Raw genomic sequence first — 17015 nt, 5'->3', positions numbered from 1 at the left:
CGCTCAAGTCCAGCGGCAGCGAAGTGATGCTTTCGCGGCAGTTCCGTCTGATTGGCACCACAAGGCTTGATTGCTGCACCGCAGCAGATGCGGCCGAGACTCTGCGCCGGACGGAGTCGCCTGCCGACGCCCGCGCTGGCAGAAGACAAAAAAAGCCGCGCTCGCGGCGCGGCTTCGGCCATCGGGTGGCGTGCGGCGATCGGGCACGGGCACCCGGTCGCTGCAGGCTTCGCCAGCGACCTAGTGGAACTGCTCTTCCTCGGTCGATCCGGTCAGTGCCGTGACCGACGAAGTGCCACCCTGGATGACCGTCGTCACCTCGTCGAAGTAACCGGTACCCACCTCCTGCTGGTGCGAGACGAAGGTATAGCCGCGGTCACGGGCAGCGAACTCGGGTTCCTGCACCTTCTCGACGTAGGCCGTCATGCCGCGCGCGACATAGTCCTGCGCCAGGTCGAACATGTGGTACCACATGTTGTGGATGCCGGCGAGGGTGATGAACTGGTACTTGTAGCCCATCGCGCCGAGTTCGCGCTGGAACTTGGCGATCGTCGCGTCGTCGAGGTTCTTCTTCCAGTTGAACGACGGCGAGCAGTTGTACGCCAGCAGCTTGCCCGGGTGCTTGCCGCGCACCGCCTCGGCGAACTGGCGGGCGAACTCGAGATCCGGGGTACCGGTCTCGCACCACACGAGGTCGGCGTATTCGGCATAGGCGACGGCACGCGAGATCGCCTGCTGCAGACCCTTGCGGGTCTTGTAGAATCCTTCCGAGGTGCGCTCGCCGGTGACGAAGGGCCGGTCGTTCTCGTCACAGTCTGAAGTCAGCAGGTCGGCCGCCTCGGCATCGGTACGCGCGATCACCAGCGTCGGCACACCGCAGACGTCGGCGGCGAAACGGGCGGCGATCAGCTTCTGCACGGCTTCCTGCGTCGGCACCAACACCTTGCCACCCATGTGGCCGCATTTCTTGACCGACGCCAGCTGGTCTTCCCAGTGCACCCCGCCCGCGCCGGCCCGGATCATCGCCTTCATCAGTTCGAACGCGTTCAGCACGCCGCCGAAACCGGCCTCGGCGTCCGCCACGATCGGTGCGAAGTAATCGATGTAGCCGTTGTCGCCGGGGTTCACGCCTTTCGAGAACTGGATTTCATCGGCGCGGCGGAAGGAGTTGTTGATGCGCTCGACGACCTTCGGTACCGAGTCGACCGGGTACAGCGACTGGTCGGGATACATCGCGGCGTAGGAGTTGTTGTCGGCGGCAACCTGCCAGCCCGACAGGTAGATCGCCTTGACTCCCGCCTTGACCTGTTGCATCGCCTGACCGCCGGTCAGCGCGCCGAGGCAGTTGACATAGGGTTCGCTATTGACCAGCTTCCAGAGCTTCTCCGCGCCGCGCCGGGCGACCGTGTACTCGATCGGGAACGAGCCGCGCAGGCGGACGACATCGGCCGCCGAATAGCCCCGCTTGATTCCCTTCCAGCGGGGGTTCTCGGCCCAGTCCTTCTCGAGTTCGGCGATCTGTTGCTCTCTAGTGCTCATGATTGTCCTCACGAAAAATTGGCAAGTGCAGAGGGGGCTATGGCGACGCCCGCGGCCTGGCTGGGGAACCGTTGCATGCCAAAGCGGGGGCGGCCAATGGGGAGAAGTATAGAGATCTTTTGCCACGACGGCAACAGTCTTATATAAGACATAAGATATATTTTTTTGCAAACCGAAACAGCTGCTTAGCCGACGTCTTCCGCAATGCGAAAGGCGATTCTCTTCGGTGAAATGGACCAGACTATGCGCCGCTGTGCGCCGGGGCGAACACCAGCTCCGGCAGGACGATCTCCCAGCGTTCGCAGCGGATCCGGTGCGCGTGCTCGGTCGAGTGGTCATCTCTTCGCCAGCGGACCACGATCGCCGCAACGCGCGCGGCGACGCACTTCATCCCGACCGGCGGCGCGTAGCTGGCGGCGAGACGGCCGACCAGCCGGTCCTTCATGTCCAGCAGCAGCCAGCGCCGGCCCTCGTGGCGCAGGTGCAGCGGGTCTCCCGGTTGCAGCGCGGCGATGGCTCGCTGCACCGGATGGCCCGCTGCCCGGCGCCCGGCAAAGCCAATGTCCACCTCGCCAGGGTGGAGCTGCCGGTACTGCCAGGACAGCTCGGCCGGCGGCGCCGGCAGCGCCACAGGCAGTCGGCGCAGCAGGGCGGCGGACGCGGGCAGTGCGTCGAGCAGTGGCACACGCCGGGCGAACTGCGCCAGCAGCAGCGTCTGCCGCGCGCGGGTCATCGCCACGTAGTACAGGCGCCGTTCGGCGTCGGCGTCCACCGGAGCATCGTGCCGGCTGCCTGGTCCCCAGCCGCCATCGAGGACCGCGACATGATCGAACTCGAGTCCCTTCGCCCGGTGCGCCGTGAGCAACAACAACCCGCTCTGCCGACGCCGGGCTTCACGGCCCCAGTCGACCAGCCACTCGATGAAATGCTGCCGCGGCAGCTCGGCATCACCGGTTTCAGCGCGGTATTCGGCAACCGCTTCAGTGAGCATCTCCCAGGCCGATGTCGACGCCTGCCCGGCAACCCAACCAGCGATCGTTCGCCCAGTGACGAGCGAACCGGCATCGTGCAGCCAGTCGAGCAATTGTTGCGTTTCCCGTTGCCGCCAGAAGTGCAGGCCCTCCTCACGCGCGACCTGGACCGGCAGGCCCTGCCGCTCGCAGTGGCTGCGCACCGGTTCCAGCCATTGCCACTCGCGCGCGATCACGGCGCAGCGTGCCCAGTCCCATGCGGCCGTCAGGTCGGCCAGGCGCTGCAGTTCGCCGATCACCGCCAGCGCCTGCGTTCGCGCGCCCTGGCCCGCCGGCAGGATCTGCACGCGACCCTGCGCCACGGCGTCGATCCGCGCCCACTCGCCGCCCGGCGGCAGTTGCCGGCGCGCAGCGTCGATGCGGATCGGTTGGGCAGCCTTCATGCGCTGCGCCGCTGGCGCGATCACCTGGTTGGCGATTTCGATCAGGTGTGCCGTCGAGCGGTAGTTGTCCACCAGATGCAGCGTCCGGGCGCCGTAGTCGGCCGCGAAGCGGCGGATGAACTCGACCGATGCGCCACTGAAGGCGTAGATGTTCTGATCGTCGTCGCCGACGGCGAAGAGGTTCAGCCGAGCATCCGCGGCGGCCAGGTTGCGCCCCGCCAGCGCGGCGATCAGCTCATACTGCTGCGGACCGATGTCCTGGTACTCGTCCACCAGGATCCAGCGCAGGCCGCGCAGCAGTCGCTCGCGCTGCTCGTCGGCGTCCTCGGGCGGCCCTTCGTCGCCGCGCAGCAGGGCGACGGCGCGTCGCCGGATGGTCTGCAACGCAGCCTCCAGACCGCCGTCGGCCAGCTGCCGTTCGCGCCCGGCGAAGCTGGCGCCGACCAGCCGCATCGCCAGGGCATCGCAGGTCAGGACGCTGACCGCCCGCCCGTCGTCACCGACCAGTGCCGCCAGCCGCTGGCGAATCTGCACCGCGGCGTGGCGATTGTAGGCCAACGCCAGAATGCCGCGCGGATTCTCGCGGCGCACCCGCAGCAGATAGGCGATGCGATGGACGACGACGCGCGTCTTGCCCGAACCCGGTCCGGCGAGAACGAGCACATTACCGCTTTCGCGGTCGTCGGCGACGATCGCCTGCTGCTCCGGATTCGCCAGGACCTCGACGATCTGTCGCCACGACTGCGGCGTCGTCTGCCGCGCCACCTCCTGCTGCCGTGCGGGCAGCCAGCGCTGCATGAACTCGGCCCGCGACAGCCGGAAGTAATCCAGCGTCAGCTGCAGCGCATCGGCCATCGCCCGCAGTCCGCGCTGCACGTACTCCGCCATGACGTGGATCTGCAGCACCTGTTCTGCGTAGTGCAGCTGCAGCGGCGCGAAATCCGGCTGCCGGAACCGGCGTTTCCAGTCCGCATCGAGGCGGATGGTCATCGCCGGCCGGAAGACCGCCAGCCCCTTGTTGAGACGGATCACCTCCTGCTCGTGCAGCCAGAGCAGAGCCCGGTCGAGCAGGCGGGCACACTCCCTGACCTCCGCCTTGAGCAGCAGGTCGCCCTCGATGGCTGCGAGCAGCCTGCCGAGCGTCGTCTCGGCGAGCAGGTCGGCACCACGCGAGCCTGGCGCCAGGCAGGCCAGCAGATGGTCGAGCAGGTGGGTGGCAGCGGCGCGGCGAAGCTCGGCCGTTCGCGCCAGCGCCGACCAGTCGCGCTGCAGGACGATCGTCACCGTTTCGGCATCGATTCGCCGCATCGCGAGGCTGCCGACACCGCCCTCGTCGCCGCGACCGTCTGCGGCGAGGCTCCCCAGCAGTTGCCGCAGCCTCGCCGGCAGCGCCTGCCGATGGCCATCATCCTGCAGGCGCTGGCTCAGGCGTCGCAGGTGGAGCAGCGACGATTCGCCGCGCGCGAGATCGGGCGCCTGCTCGCGCAACAGGTCGATCAGCGCCTTCTCGAGCTGCGCGGCGCTGGCCAGTCGTTGCGCAGACGGGTTGTCGACGCCGACCTGCAGGTAGGCGGTCAGGGCAGTGTCGTTGCTCGCGATCCCCAGCCGCTCGAGATCGTACAGGGCAGCCCGCAGCCGTTCCGGGGCGAGACCGCTGACGGCCATCAGTTCGTCGGTCGACAATCCCTCGTCCGGCGGCGCGCCGATCAGCGCCTCGACCAGCGCCAGCAACTGTCGCTGATATTCGGCCTGCAGCCTGACGCGTGCCAGCCGCTGCCGCGCCTGCTCGAGCGAGGCAACGCGCAGCGACGACGGGAAGACCTGCACCCGGTTCTCCTCGCGCGTCAGCAGCTGCGCTTCCTCGAGCCAGCAGACCGCCGTGCGGACGCGCGTGTCGTCGGTCGTGGCGTCACGCTCGAACTCGCCCTCGTCTTCCTCGGCCAGGATCTCGCCGGCGGTGGCAACGACTTCCCCACCCCGGCGCTGGCGACGATCGAGCTGCCGCAGGGCGCGCAGGATCGCCTGGATTTCCCGGCGGCTCAGCCGCGAGCGCGCCGACATGCCGAACTGCCGCTCGACGTCCTCCGTCGCGTACAGGAGGACGCAGCGCGCCGCCTGCTGATCGCGGCCGGCGCGGCCCGCCTCCTGCAGGTAGTTCTCGAGCGATCCCGGAATGTCGGCGTGCACCACCAGGCGCACGTCCGGCTTGTCGATGCCCATGCCGAAGGCGTTGGTCGCGGCGATCACCCGCAGATCGCCGCGGATGAACGCCTCCTGGACGTTCTTCCTGCTTTCGGGCGGCAGCCGGGCATGGAAATGGGCCGCCGCCATCCCCTTCTGTCGCAGGAAGGCAGCCACTTCCTCGCTGTTGCCACGCGTCGCGCAATAGACGATGGCGCCACCCGATCCGTCGGCGGGCAACTCGGCGGCCAGCAGCTCATGGATGTGCGCCAGCTTCGCGGCCGGCGTCGTCGGCAGCACCGCGAAGTCGAGGTTGTGGCGACTCGCGCCGCCGTCGAACAGACGCAGATCGATGCCGACCCGGTCGGTGAAGTGGGCAACGATGTCGGCGACCACGTCGGGCTTGGCGGTTGCCGTCAGGCACATCACCGGCGGCACCGGCGCATCGCCGGCCTGCTCGCGGATGAAGCGCGCGACGTAGCGGTAGTCGGGCCGGAAGTCGTGGCCCCACTTCGACAGGCAGTGCGCCTCGTCGAGAATCCAGGCGCCGATCTCCCGTTGCGCCAGCACCTTGCGCAGCATCGGGCTGCGCAGCTGTTCGGGCGAGACGATGACGATGCCGACATCGCCGAGGCGCACGCGATCGAGCGCGTCGGCCCGCTCGGGCATCGACAGCAGGCCGTTGATGGCGACACAGGCATCGATGCCACGGCTGCGCAAGCCGGCCACCTGGTCGGCCATCAGCGCCACCAGCGGCGAGATCACGACGCTCAGTGCACCGATCCGGGTGAAGCGCGACAGCGCCGGAATCTGGTAGCACAGGGACTTGCCGCTACCGGTCGGCAGGATCGCCAGCAGGTGCTCGCCACGCAGCGCCGCCTCGACGATGCGCTGCTGCAACGAATCCCCGTCGGCCGCAGCCGGTTCCGCCCGGAAATCGGCAAAGCCAAACCAGCGCCGAAGTTCCCGCCGTGCGTCGTGGTGTTCGCGGCACCAGCAGCAGTCGGCCCGGGCACAGTCGACATCGCGCAGATGCCCGATGAGCTGGCCGGCAGCGGGGAACTGGTGGCGCACCCAAGGCGGCAAGACCGAATTGCCGCCGGCGACCGACAGCCAGGCGAGCGCGTAGGCCAGCGACCAGCCACTCGCCGCGGCCGCGTCCACGACTTCCAGGGCATGCTGCGCACAGCCCCGGCCGGCGAGCAGGCGGGAGATCGCCTGTCGCGCCTCGGTGTCGTCCGGGCGCGGTCGCCGGCGGAGCGTCGCGAACAGGCTGTGGACCGCCGCCGACGATTGCCCCGAGGTCGTCAGCCAGTGCCAGGCGAGCATCAGGTCGGGTTCCTCGCGCTGCCGCTGCTGCAGCGCGAGCATCTGATCGCGGAACAGATCGAGGGCCAGCTGTGCATCGAGCAGCGGGTCGTTCAGCTGTGCACGCCTGAGCCCGCCGTCCTGGTAGTGCTTGACGAGGTGGTGATACGGGTGGCGTGGAAAGGCCAACGGATTCAGCCACAGCGTGTCGACGACCGGCAGTTCGAGGAGTCGCAGTCGCGGCGCGACCGCGGCCAGATGCGGGCGGTCGAAGGCGAGCAGATTGTGCCCGAGGACGAAGCTGCAACCGCTGGCCAGTGCATCGAGACGGGCGAGCGCCGCTGCCAGATCGCCGACGCGGCAGTGCAACCGCTCGCCGCTGTCGCCGCGCACTGCAGCCAGTTGCCGGATGCGCCCACTACGCAGCCCGACCTCCAGATCGATCGACAGGCAGCGTGGCCTGAACGGCCGTTCGCTGCTGCCCCGTGGAGAAGCATCGCTCATGGACGCGATGATAACCGCCGGCAACGCCGACGGTGACCGCGCAGGCCGTTGCAGGTTAGCATTACGGCACCTCAACGCCCCGACCGCGGGCACCGACCGACGACACCGACAAGGACCGGCATGACATCCCTTCCCCGCCGCAACGGCATCCTCCTGCACCCGACCTCACTCCCTGGCGCCCACGGCTGCGGCGATCTCGGCCCGCCAGCCTACCATTTCGTCGACTGGCTGCGCAGCGCCGGCCAGACGCTCTGGCAGGTACTGCCACTCGGCAGCGTGGGACCCGGCAACTCGCCCTACATCAGCCCATCGGCCTTCGCCGGCAGCGAACTGCTGATCGACCTCGGCCAGCTGCGCGACCTCGGCTGGCTGAGCGAGGCCGATCTCCTGCCGTTGCCGGCCTTCCCCGCCGGGCGGGTCGATTACGACGCCTGCCGACGCTATCGGCTGCCGCGGTTGCGAAAGGCGGCGAAGCGTTTCCGCGAGCGGCGCGACGCGGCCCAGGACAAGGCTTTTGGCCGTTTCTGCAGCGCAGCCGACCCCTGGCTCGACGATTACGCGCTGTTCATGGCGCTCGACCGCGCGCACGGCGGCGACGGCAGGATGTGGCAGGACTGGCCAGCGACGCTCGCTGCCCGGCACCCCGACGCACTGCGCGCAGCACGTGCCGAACATGCCGACGAGATCGCCTTCTGGAAGTTCTGCCAATGGCGTTTCGCCGAGCAATGGGCGGCGATCAAGCGCTACGCCAACGAGCATCGCATCGCGATCGTCGGCGACCTGCCGATCTTCGTCGCCGCGCACAGCGCCGATGTGTGGGCGAATCCGGGCCTCTTCGACCTCGACCTGCAGGGTCGTCCGCGCGTCGTCGCCGGCGTACCACCGGACTACTTCAGCGCCACCGGCCAGCGCTGGGGCAATCCGCTCTACCGCTGGTCGGCGCATGCCGCCGAGGGCTACCACTGGTGGGTCGCCCGCATGCGCCAGACGATGACCCTGTGCGACGTCGTTCGCATCGATCATTTCCGCGGCTTCGAATCGTTCTGGGAGATCCCCGCCGCTGCCGAGACGGCGATCGACGGCCAGTGGCGGCCGGGCCCGGGCGAAGCGGTCTTCGCCGCGATGCGCCGCGAACTGGGCGACAGCCAAGGCCGCCTGCCGATCATCGCCGAAGACCTCGGGATCATCACGCCGGAGGTGAATGCCCTGCGACAGGCGATCGGCCTGCCGGGAATGCGCATCCTGCAGTTCGCCTTCGACGGCGATCCCCGCAACCCCTATCTGCCGCACAACTACGAAGCCGATACGGTCGTCTACACCGGCACGCACGACAACGACACGACGCGCGGCTGGTGGGAGTCGCTCGGCCATCCCGAGCAGGCCTACGTGCGCTCCTATCTGGGGGTAGATGAGGACGCCGACAGCGAGATGCACTGGCAACTGATCCGCCTCGCCTGCGCTTCGGTGGCGACGCTCTGCGTCATCCCGATGCAGGACGTCCTCGGCCTCGACTCGCCACACCGGATGAACGAACCGAGCCGGAGCGAAGGATCCTGGGAATGGCGCTTCGACTGGCACCAGGTCGCCGACGGACACGCCCGGCGGCTTGCCGAACTGGTGAGGCTCTACGGCCGCCGCCAGGGTTGAGGTGGCGGCGTCAGGGTCCCGAGGTGCGACGGGCGGTGCCTCCTCGTCGGGCACATCCCGGGATGCGGCGCGCGCTCATCAAGTTTGGCAGGCACCCACCCCTGGCCTGCCTTCAGCTCACGCCGCCCGGCGCGCCCGCCGCACCTGCGTCCCCACCACCGCCACCAGCGCCAGGCCAGCCAGTGCGAGGCTGCCGGGCTCCGGCACCGACGCCAGCCAGAAGACCGAAGTCGTGCTCGAGGCTTCATTCGAAAAGGCCAGGTAATACTGCCCGTCCAGAGCATATCCCTTGAGACCTTCGGGCGCGCGGTCGCCATTGGAGACCAGCAGCCCGACGAAGCTCGTGTTCGCCGGGTCGGTGATGTCGAACGCAGCAATCGCCGCCTGCAGCGTACGTTCCAGACCGATGAAGGCGAAGATGCGGCCGTTGATCTCCATCAACTCCACGCCTTCGGGCTCGACGCCCTTGTCACGACTGCGACCGTCGTCATAGATGCCGGCGGCGATGGCTTCCCGGTCGAGGATCTCGCCACTGTCGTAGACCAGCGTGCCGTTGACGTCGCGAATCGAGAACGAACGCGCGCCGGCAGTGAACAGGTTCCCAGCTGACGAGTCGGTGTTCGACACGCGCAGTGCGTTCAGTGGTGGCGCGGCATTCAGGCCTGCCGAGCTGGCGTTCGAGCGATCGCCATCGTCTTCGCGGTAATCGCCTTCGTTGGCCATCACCACGAATGTCTGGCCACCGCGTTCGAAGGTGGCCATGGCATCGGGTTGGTAGAGACCCTTGACGTTGACGTTGATCAGGCTCGGTGTGCCGTCGTTCAGGGGATCGATGCGGTTTCCCGGCAGGCTGAAGTCCTTCACGCCGAGGCCGACGATCCGTGCGAAGGACCCGCTCTGGATGTCCAGCACGCCCATGGCGTTGGCCTCCTGCAGCGAGACGTAGGCCTTCGTCCCGGCGGCATTGATGGCGATGTACTCCGGCTCGAAGTCCATGCCCGTGTTCGAGCGAATGTGCGTACCTGCGGTCGCCACGCCGGTCAGCGTGGCCGTTGCGCTGACGCTGCGGCTGGCCATGTCGATGATGCTGACGCTGCCCGCCGGGTCCAGCGCGGCTGGTCCATACGTGCGTGGGAAGACACCCGGCACCGAAGCAAGGGCACCGTAGGTACTGGGCGTCCCCTCGTTGGCGACCAGGAGCCTGCTGCCATCGGGCGTGAAGGTCAGCATGTCGGGCAAAGCGCCGACGGCAAAGGTATTCGTGCCGGCCAGAAGGCTGCGCGTGGCGGTGTCGAACAGGCGGACATTGCCCGGATCGGTGCGCACCGATGCCTCAAAAGCCATGGCCGCAATGCCTCCGTGTATCGCCACGCTGTTGATGCTGCCGTAGGCGCGGGTGTCGATGCGCTGCACCAGCGAACCGGTGCGGGCGTTCAGCACGTCCACACCACTGACGCCGGCCACCCACAGGGTCTGGCTGGCGCTATCGAAAGAGACGATCTCGGACAGGTAGCCATTGGCGGGGTCGTGTGCATAGGTCCAGGCCCTGCTGTTCAGCGTCGGTGCGGCCAGCGCAGGAACGCTGACCACGGGCAGCAGGATGGCGCAAGCCAGGGCGGGTGTCGTCAGGCGGAAGGGTCGGGGCATATCGGGACTCCAGTGGTGATTGCAGTGATGCCGCGCGCCCGGCGTGAAGCGACGGGACGAGTGGCATGCGTGGCGGGGTAGGGCCTGGGGCAGACCAGTGCTTCATGGGTTTCGGTCGACCGCGCGACCGCAGGGGTGATGCTGGGGCTGGCGTGTGACGGACACGTGACCGAGCGCCTCGGCATCGTGGATGGGGCCGTCGTCAATCGCAGGGCGCCGAGCGCTCCAGGGCCAGCGCGGCGCACGCCGCCGCCTGCCGCCCCCGTTCCACGGTCGACGCCCGTGGGCGGCAGCTGACGCTGGCAGCAGCAGCGGAGGCACCCGGCCAGGGACTGCCCCGGTGTACCCTCGGCGATCCACGCATCGTTGCTTTCCTCGAAAAACGGCTTGCCGCTCAGGCAAGCGGGGAACAAAGAAGAGGCGATACGGCTGGGTGCATGTAGTGCTTCGCATTCTCTTCAAGCACGATGTGTGCCATATGTCACAGGTGACCGCACCTGGCATTGATACAATGGTCTTTTTCCTGTTCGATCGGTTGTCATCACGGGCTACCAGAGAACCAACTGTAAAATTCTTCGACATTAGAGCCTCTTGCAAGACTCCCCGGCGAGAATCGCTGCGCGGCACCATTCGCTCTCAGGGAGCGATCTTTGGTCGCGAGGGAGGTTTGCTTGGCGGATCGGCTAACCGTATGGCATGGTTGGCTTCATTCGCGGCGAGCCCCCTCCTGCATTCCTCGAATGCACCGCGGCCGGAGAGGGAGCGCGGATGGTCATCGTCGTAGTCGCATCAATTGGTCAGCGGACAGCGCCAGGATGCCGAACATCAGGTGGGCCATCACTTTGGTGTCGCCTTTGACCCGGATGGTCTGACCGCCGAATTCATCCTTCAGCCCGGCGTTGCTCCGCTCGGCGGCGGACCGCTCGTTGTAGCGGATCGCGTCGGCAGGGGAGAATTCGATCTTCTCACCGCGGCGCGGATTGTGATCGATCAGGGGGACGTGGCCGCTGCTGGTGTCAGCGACACCCGATGCAGTTGAGTGGCCGGCGCATCTCCGGCCGCATGTGGCGGACTGTCAGCAGGCCTTGTCCACCGCCGCGTGGAGCGCGGTGCCACGGTATGGCGTCACTGTTCGATCGGGCCCACGCAAGAGCGAGATGCCACCCGGAAAACCGCGGCTTTGCCTGGCCTTCCGCTTCCTCCGGGCAAGGAAGAGAATCGCTGCGTCCGGCACGGCGAGGCATACAGCGAGTCCGCCAATGACGCCTGCAATCTGGTCCATCAGCTTGACCGCAAGTCCCTCCCGCCGCACGGGGGTGTGAGGCAACCCCATCGAAACCTACTCGAGATTCTGTACCTGCTCCCGCATCTGCTCGATCAGCAGCTTGAACTCGATGGCCGTCTGCGACACCTCCGCCACCAGCGACTTCGAGCCGAGCGTATTGGCTTCGCGATTGAGTTCCTGCATCAGGAAGTCGAGACGCTTGCCGGTCGCTCCGCCGGTCGCGAGGACCCGTTCGACTTCGTCGAGGTGGGTCGCCAGTCGCGCGAGTTCCTCGGCAACGTCGATGCGGGCTGCAAAGACGGCGACTTCCTGCCGGATGCGCTCGTCGTCGACCACCTGCACCGCGTCGAGCAGGCGCTGCCGCAGCTTGTCGTTGAACGCAGCCTGCGCAGCCGGGATGCGCGGCGCCACCTCACGCACCAGCAGACGCATGCGGGCCAGCCGCTCGCGGATCACCGCGGCCAGCTTCTCTCCCTCACGTGCCCGACTGGCGGCGAAATCGTCAAGCGCGTCGGCAGCCAGTGCCAGGCACGCCGGTACCAGAGTCGCCACGTCGACCATGTCCTCACCGAATATGCCTGGCCAGCGCAGGATGTCGTTCACGCTCAGTGGTGCTGCCGATGGCAGGATGCGGCGCACCTCTTGGTCAAGGTGGCGGAGACGTTCGAGCACCTCGTCGTTGAGCCCGACCTGCGGACCACCACCAGCGGCCGAGACGAAACTGACACGGCACTCGAGCTTGCCGCGGCTGATGCGGCTGGCAAACAACTCGCGCAATGCGGCCTCGGCGGCACGCAACTCGTCGCTGACACGAAAGATGACGTCAAGGTAGCGCGAATTGACGCTTTTCAGCTCGAAGTACAGAGTGCCGCCCCTGACGGATCGGGTCCTGGCGGCGTAGCCGGTCATGCTGTAGATCATGCGAATCCTGGGGAGCAGACAGTGATCGATCGGTGGGCAGCTTTACAGCACACCCCCAAAACCCGGAAAATGGCCGGAAGATTCAATGATAGCCCCGACAAGGATGGCGCAACAAGCGAACCAACCTCTTCCCGCCGGTTTCAAGATCGACGAGTACTGCATCGAGCGTCAGCTCTCGATGGGCGGTTTTTCGATCGTGTACGTCGCTGCCGACCGCGACCAGAAGCGTGTCGCGATCAAGGAGTACCTGCCAAACACCCTCGCCCTGCGCAGCGAGGGACGAACGGCACCGATCATTTCCGAGGAGCATCTGCCAGCCTTCCGCTACGGCATGAAGTGCTTCTTCGAGGAGGGAAGGACGCTGGCCGCACTTTCTCACCCGAATGTCATCAGGGTGCTCAATTTCTTCCGCGCCAACGATACCGTCTACATGGTCATGGAGTACGAGCACGGGCGGACGCTGCAGGATCTGATCCAGAAGAGTCCGGCGGTGGTGACGGAAAACTTCATACGCAACGTGTTCACCAAGATGCTCAACGGGCTGCGCGAGGTGCACGCGCACCGCCTGCTGCACCTCGACCTGAAGCCGTCGAACATCTACATGCGCAACAGCCACACGCCGGTGCTGATCGACTTTGGTGCCGCCAGGCAGACCCTTGCCTGTGACACGCCGATGCTGAAGCCCATGTACACGCCCGGATTCGCCTCGCCCGAGCACTACAACCGGCGCGACTTGCTCGGCCCGTGGAGTGACATCTACAGCGTCGGCGCATCGATGTACGCCAGCATCTCGGGCAGCACGCCGCAGCCGGCCGACGAACGCCTGGAGAAGGACCGTCTGGTCCCGGCCATGGTGCGCTGGCAGGGCCTCTATTCGGATCAGCTGCTCGAGACGATCGACTGGTGCCTGAGCCTGAACCACGGCTACCGCCCGCAAAGCGTCTTCGCGCTGCAGAAAGCGCTCACCGAGCCCGTCATCGCGCCCGCGTCGACCTCGGTCGGGCAGAAGGACAGCCTCCTGCGGCAGGTCGTGGGCAAGCTGAAGAAGACAAGGGACCAATGAAGTTTACCATCTACCAGGATTCTCGGACCGGCAAGCGTGCCAACAATGAGGACCGCCTCGCCTACTGCTATTCACGCGAAGCCCTGCTGATGGTCGTCGCCGATGGCATGGGAGGTCACTACTATGGCGAGGTGGCTGCACAGATCGCCGTCCAGACGATGACCGAGGCGTTCCCCAGCGAGTTCAAGCCGCGCGCCCGAGACCCATTCATGTTTCTTCAGAAGGGAATGCAGAATGCCCATCACGCGATTCTCGACTTTGCCGGCAAGCACCACCTGCTCGACTCGCCGCGCACCACCTGCGTCGCCTGCATCATCCAGAACAACGTCGCCTACTGGGCACACTCGGGGGATTCGCGGCTCTACCTGATCCGCAACGGCAAGGTTCTTGCACAGACCAAGGACCACTCGCGGGTGCGCATGCTGGTCGACCAGGGAGTGATCAGCGAGGCCGAGATGATCACCCATCCGGAACGTAACAAGATCTACGGCTGTCTGGGGGGCAAGCAGACGCCAGAGATCGAGTACTCGCGCAAGGCCACCCTCGAAGCTGGCGACCTGCTGGTCCTGTGCACGGACGGGGTCTGGAGCGCGTTCCCGGGTGACATGCTGGCGGTTGCTCTGAAGTCGGCCGACCTGATGCGGACGGTGCCGACGCTGCTCAACCAGGCCGAGACCCGTGGCGGCCCGACTGCCGACAACCTCTCGATCATTGCCGTGCGTTGGGGCGACACCTACAACGACGACAGCGGTCTTGGCAGCAGTGGACTGGTTTCGACGAAGACGATGCCGCGGGATACGGTGACGACCCGCCTGGACGAATTCGGGCGCCACCCGAACCGCAAGACCGACCTCAGCGACGACGAGATCGAACGGGCCATCGAGGAGATCCGATCGACCATCCAGAAGTACTCGAAATAGGAGTCTGCATGCGTCCCAGCCAACGTCAGCCGTCGCAACTCCGCCCGGTGCGCATTGCCCGCAGTTTCACCTGCCACGCCGAGGGGTCTGTACTGATCGAGATGGGCGCGACGCGAGTGCTGTGCACCGCAAGCGTCGGTGACAGCGTGCCACCATTCCTGCGCGGCCGCGGACAGGGCTGGGTGACGGCCGAATACGGCATGCTGCCCCGTTCCACCCACACCCGCACCGGGCGTGAGGCGGCGAAGGGCAAACAGAGTGGCCGCACGCAGGAGATTCAGCGGCTGGTGGGCCGTGCGCTGCGCGCGGTGACTGATCTGCAAGCGCTCGGCGAGCGCCAGATCACCCTCGATTGCGACGTCCTGCAGGCCGACGGCGGTACCCGCTGCGCAGCCATCACCGGCGCCTGGCTGGCGCTCAACGATGCCTGCGTGCACTTGCTGGACAGCGGCCGGATCGCCGTCAATCCGCTGCGTGATCACGTCGCAGCCGTGTCGGTGGGAATCTACCGCGGCGTCCCGGTACTTGATCTCGACTACGCCGAGGACGCCAACTGCGAAACCGACATGAACGTCGTGATGACCGGCGAGCGTGGTCTGGTCGAGGTGCAGGGGACGGCCGAGGGTGACCCCTTCTCGCGCAGCGAACTGAACCACTTGCTCGACCTCGCGGAAAAGGGAATCGTCGAACTTGTTGCCCACCAGAAGGTTGCTCTCGGCCTGTGAGACCCGCCATGAAACTCGTCCTCGCCTCCAACAATGCCAAGAAACTCGGCGAACTCGACGCGATCCTCGCGCCGCTGGGCTGGGAACCCGTGCCACAGGGGCTGCTTGGCGTTGTCGAAGCCGAGGAGCCGCACGGGACCTTTGTCGAGAATGCCCTCGCCAAGGCCCGCCATGCTTCGCGGATGACCGGCCTGCCGGCGCTCGCGGACGACTCCGGACTGTGCGTGGACGCCTTGGGCGGCGCTCCCGGGGTGCACTCCGCACGCTTTGCCGGCGATCCGCGATCGGACGCTCGCAACAACCGGAAGCTCCTCGCCGAACTGGGCGACAACTGTCAGCGCAGCGCCCGCTTCGTCGCGGTGATCGTCTTCGTTCGCCAGGCCGATGACCCGCAACCGATCATCGCCGAGGGTGAATGGGCAGGCGAGATCCTGCGGGAGGAGCGCGGCAACGATGGTTTCGGCTACGACCCGCTGTTCTACCTGCGCGAACTCGATCGCACCGCCGCCGAACTCGAAGCGGGCGAGAAGAACCGCCGGTCGCACCGCGGCCAGGCCCTGGCCCGCCTCGTCGAGCGTCTGCAGAACCGGCGCTGATGCCCGCCACGCGCGAGCGCAGCTTCATTCCGCTGCGCGCCGCCGGTGGCGGCCGTGCGGAGTTTCGCCGGCAGCCACCGCTATCGCTCTACGTCCACATCCCGTGGTGCGTGCGCAAGTGCCCGTACTGCGACTTCAATTCACATGCGCTGGCAGCCCAGGGCGCGAAGACGGCAGCTTCTCCGGCGATCCCGCAGGACGACTACCTGACCGCCCTGATCGCCGATCTCGAATCGGCCCTGCCGCTGGTCTGGGGTCGCCGTATCGACAGCATCTTCATCGGCGGCGGTACGCCCAGCCTGCTCTCCGGAGGGGCGGTCGAAGAGTTGCTGGCAGCGCTGCGCAGCCGCCTGCCGCTGCTGCCCGGCGCCGAAATCACGCTCGAGGCGAATCCCGGAACGATCGAAAGCGGCAGCTTCGCCGCCTACCGGGCCGCCGGGGTCAACCGCCTGTCGCTCGGCGTCCAGAGCTTCAATCGGCAGCATCTGCAGGCACTCGGCCGCATCCACGACGGTCATCAGGCCCGCCAGGCGATCGCTGAGGCGGTGCGCCACTTCGACAACCTCAACCTCGACCTGATGTACGGCCTGCCCGGGCAGGAGATCGAGCAGGCGCTGGCGGACATCGAAACGGCGCTGTCGTTCGCACCGGCCCACCTCTCCTGCTATCAACTGACGATCGAAGCCAATACCGCCTTTGCCGCCCAACCGCCGCTCCTGCCGGAACCCGACCTGTGTGCCGACATGCAGGATGCGATCGAAGGAAGACTGGCGGCGGCCGGTTACCGGCATTACGAAACCTCGGCCTTCGCGCAACCCGGTCGCCAGTGCCAGCACAACCTCAACTACTGGCACTTCGGCGACTATCTGGGCATCGGCGCCGGTGCGCACGGCAAGCTGACCCTGCACGACCGGGTGCTGCGCCAGATGCGCTGGAAGCGGCCGGAGCAGTACCTGGCGCAAGCCGCGGCCGGCACGCCGGTCCAGGAAGAGTTCACGGTCGCCGCCGCCGAGCTGCCCTGCGAGTTCATGCTCAATGCGCTGCGCCTGGTCGATGGCTTCGACGCACGACTGTTCGAGTCGCGCTGCGCCCTGCCGCTGCAGCTCATCGAGCCGCAACTGCTGCAGGCCGAACGCGCGGGACTGCTCGAACGCAACGGGCAGCGAATCGCGCCCACCGAGCAGGGGAGGCGCTTTCTCAACCGGATGCTCGAATTCTTCCTCGTCGACCGGGACTGACTTTCGCCGCCAGCCGGCGCAGCGACG

10 protein-coding genes and 1 pseudogene are annotated in these 17015 nt (G+C 66.9%); 6 read left to right on the top strand and 5 right to left on the bottom strand.

All coding sequences use genetic code 11. The features are described 5' to 3' along the window. Nucleotides 1-240 precede the first annotated feature (240 nt). A complete protein-coding gene (gene aceA / locus NFW30_RS04220; protein ID WP_295355921.1) occupies nt 241-1539 on the bottom strand; it encodes an isocitrate lyase in 1299 nt (432 codons plus the stop codon). 241 nt (nt 1540-1780) lie between these two features. Then, on the bottom strand, nt 1781-6946 hold the full coding sequence (locus NFW30_RS04215) for a RecQ family ATP-dependent DNA helicase (protein WP_295355920.1): 5166 nt from the start codon (nt 6944-6946) through the stop codon (nt 1781-1783). A 120-nt stretch (nt 6947-7066) separates the two neighbouring features. Here NFW30_RS04215 and malQ point away from each other — a divergent pair, with 120 nt between their 5' ends. Continuing rightward, nucleotides 7067-8593: a 4-alpha-glucanotransferase gene (gene malQ / locus NFW30_RS04210; protein ID WP_295355919.1), complete on the top strand. Its 1527-nt coding sequence runs from the start codon at nt 7067-7069 to the stop codon at nt 8591-8593. A 117-nt stretch (nt 8594-8710) separates the two neighbouring features. Here the strand turns inward: malQ and NFW30_RS04205 are convergent, their stop codons facing one another. From NFW30_RS04205 to NFW30_RS04195, 3 genes and pseudogenes are all read right to left on the bottom strand, one after another. Then, on the bottom strand, nt 8711-10240 hold the full coding sequence (locus NFW30_RS04205) for a choice-of-anchor I family protein (protein WP_295355918.1): 1530 nt from the start codon (nt 10238-10240) through the stop codon (nt 8711-8713). A gap of 772 nt (nt 10241-11012) precedes the next feature. Then, nucleotides 11013-11252, bottom strand: a pseudogene (locus NFW30_RS04200) (IS5/IS1182 family transposase); the annotation flags it as partial. Between the two features lie 327 nt (nt 11253-11579). Continuing rightward, nucleotides 11580-12446: a YicC/YloC family endoribonuclease gene (locus NFW30_RS04195; protein WP_295355917.1), complete on the bottom strand. Its 867-nt coding sequence runs from the start codon at nt 12444-12446 to the stop codon at nt 11580-11582. A 103-nt stretch (nt 12447-12549) separates the two neighbouring features. Here NFW30_RS04195 and NFW30_RS04190 point away from each other — a divergent pair, with 103 nt between their 5' ends. Genes NFW30_RS04190 through hemW form a run of 5 tightly spaced genes read left to right on the top strand, consistent with a single transcriptional unit; the run spans nt 12550 to nt 16988 of the window. Next, nucleotides 12550-13509: a serine/threonine-protein kinase gene (locus tag NFW30_RS04190; protein WP_295355943.1), complete on the top strand. Its 960-nt coding sequence runs from the start codon at nt 12550-12552 to the stop codon at nt 13507-13509. Then, on the top strand, nt 13506-14429 hold the full coding sequence (locus NFW30_RS04185) for a protein phosphatase 2C domain-containing protein (protein WP_295355916.1): 924 nt from the start codon (nt 13506-13508) through the stop codon (nt 14427-14429). The genes NFW30_RS04190 and NFW30_RS04185 overlap by 4 nt, the downstream gene beginning before the upstream one ends. Before the next feature lie 8 nt (nt 14430-14437). After that, the gene (gene rph, locus NFW30_RS04180) at nt 14438-15154 is read left to right on the top strand and encodes a ribonuclease PH (RefSeq protein WP_295355915.1); all 717 of its coding nucleotides are present in this window, start codon (nt 14438-14440) and stop codon (nt 15152-15154) included. Nucleotides 15155-15162: 8 nt separating this feature from the next. Next, nucleotides 15163-15750, top strand: coding sequence for an RdgB/HAM1 family non-canonical purine NTP pyrophosphatase (rdgB, locus tag NFW30_RS04175; RefSeq protein WP_295355914.1), 588 nt, complete (start codon nt 15163-15165; stop codon nt 15748-15750). After that, nucleotides 15750-16988: a radical SAM family heme chaperone HemW gene (hemW, locus tag NFW30_RS04170; protein ID WP_295355913.1), complete on the top strand. Its 1239-nt coding sequence runs from the start codon at nt 15750-15752 to the stop codon at nt 16986-16988. The genes rdgB and hemW overlap by 1 nt, the downstream gene beginning before the upstream one ends. Nucleotides 16989-17015 lie beyond the last annotated feature (27 nt).

Origin of the sequence: Accumulibacter sp. (assembly GCF_023806635.1) — a bacterium.
GTDB lineage: Bacteria > Pseudomonadota > Gammaproteobacteria > Burkholderiales > Rhodocyclaceae > Accumulibacter.
This window is presented reverse-complemented; position numbering and strand designations above follow the sequence as displayed.

What these genes read in the sequence shown, in the direction of transcription:
- NFW30_RS04190 (WP_295355943.1), top strand. Translation starts at nt 12,550, where the DNA reads ATGGCGCAACAAGCGAACCAACCTCTTCCCGCCGGTTTCAAGATCGAC.
- NFW30_RS04215 (WP_295355920.1), bottom strand. Translation starts at nt 6,946, where the DNA reads ATGAGCGATGCTTCTCCACGGGGCAGCAGCGAACGGCCGTTCAGGCCA.
- NFW30_RS04205 (WP_295355918.1), bottom strand. Translation starts at nt 10,240, where the DNA reads ATGCCCCGACCCTTCCGCCTGACGACACCCGCCCTGGCTTGCGCCATC.
- rdgB (WP_295355914.1), top strand. Translation starts at nt 15,163, where the DNA reads ATGAAACTCGTCCTCGCCTCCAACAATGCCAAGAAACTCGGCGAACTC.
- hemW (WP_295355913.1), top strand. Translation starts at nt 15,750, where the DNA reads ATGCCCGCCACGCGCGAGCGCAGCTTCATTCCGCTGCGCGCCGCCGGT.
- NFW30_RS04195 (WP_295355917.1), bottom strand. Translation starts at nt 12,446, where the DNA reads ATGATCTACAGCATGACCGGCTACGCCGCCAGGACCCGATCCGTCAGG.
- rph (WP_295355915.1), top strand. Translation starts at nt 14,438, where the DNA reads ATGCGTCCCAGCCAACGTCAGCCGTCGCAACTCCGCCCGGTGCGCATT.
- malQ (WP_295355919.1), top strand. Translation starts at nt 7,067, where the DNA reads ATGACATCCCTTCCCCGCCGCAACGGCATCCTCCTGCACCCGACCTCA.
- NFW30_RS04185 (WP_295355916.1), top strand. Translation starts at nt 13,506, where the DNA reads ATGAAGTTTACCATCTACCAGGATTCTCGGACCGGCAAGCGTGCCAAC.
- aceA (WP_295355921.1), bottom strand. Translation starts at nt 1,539, where the DNA reads ATGAGCACTAGAGAGCAACAGATCGCCGAACTCGAGAAGGACTGGGCC.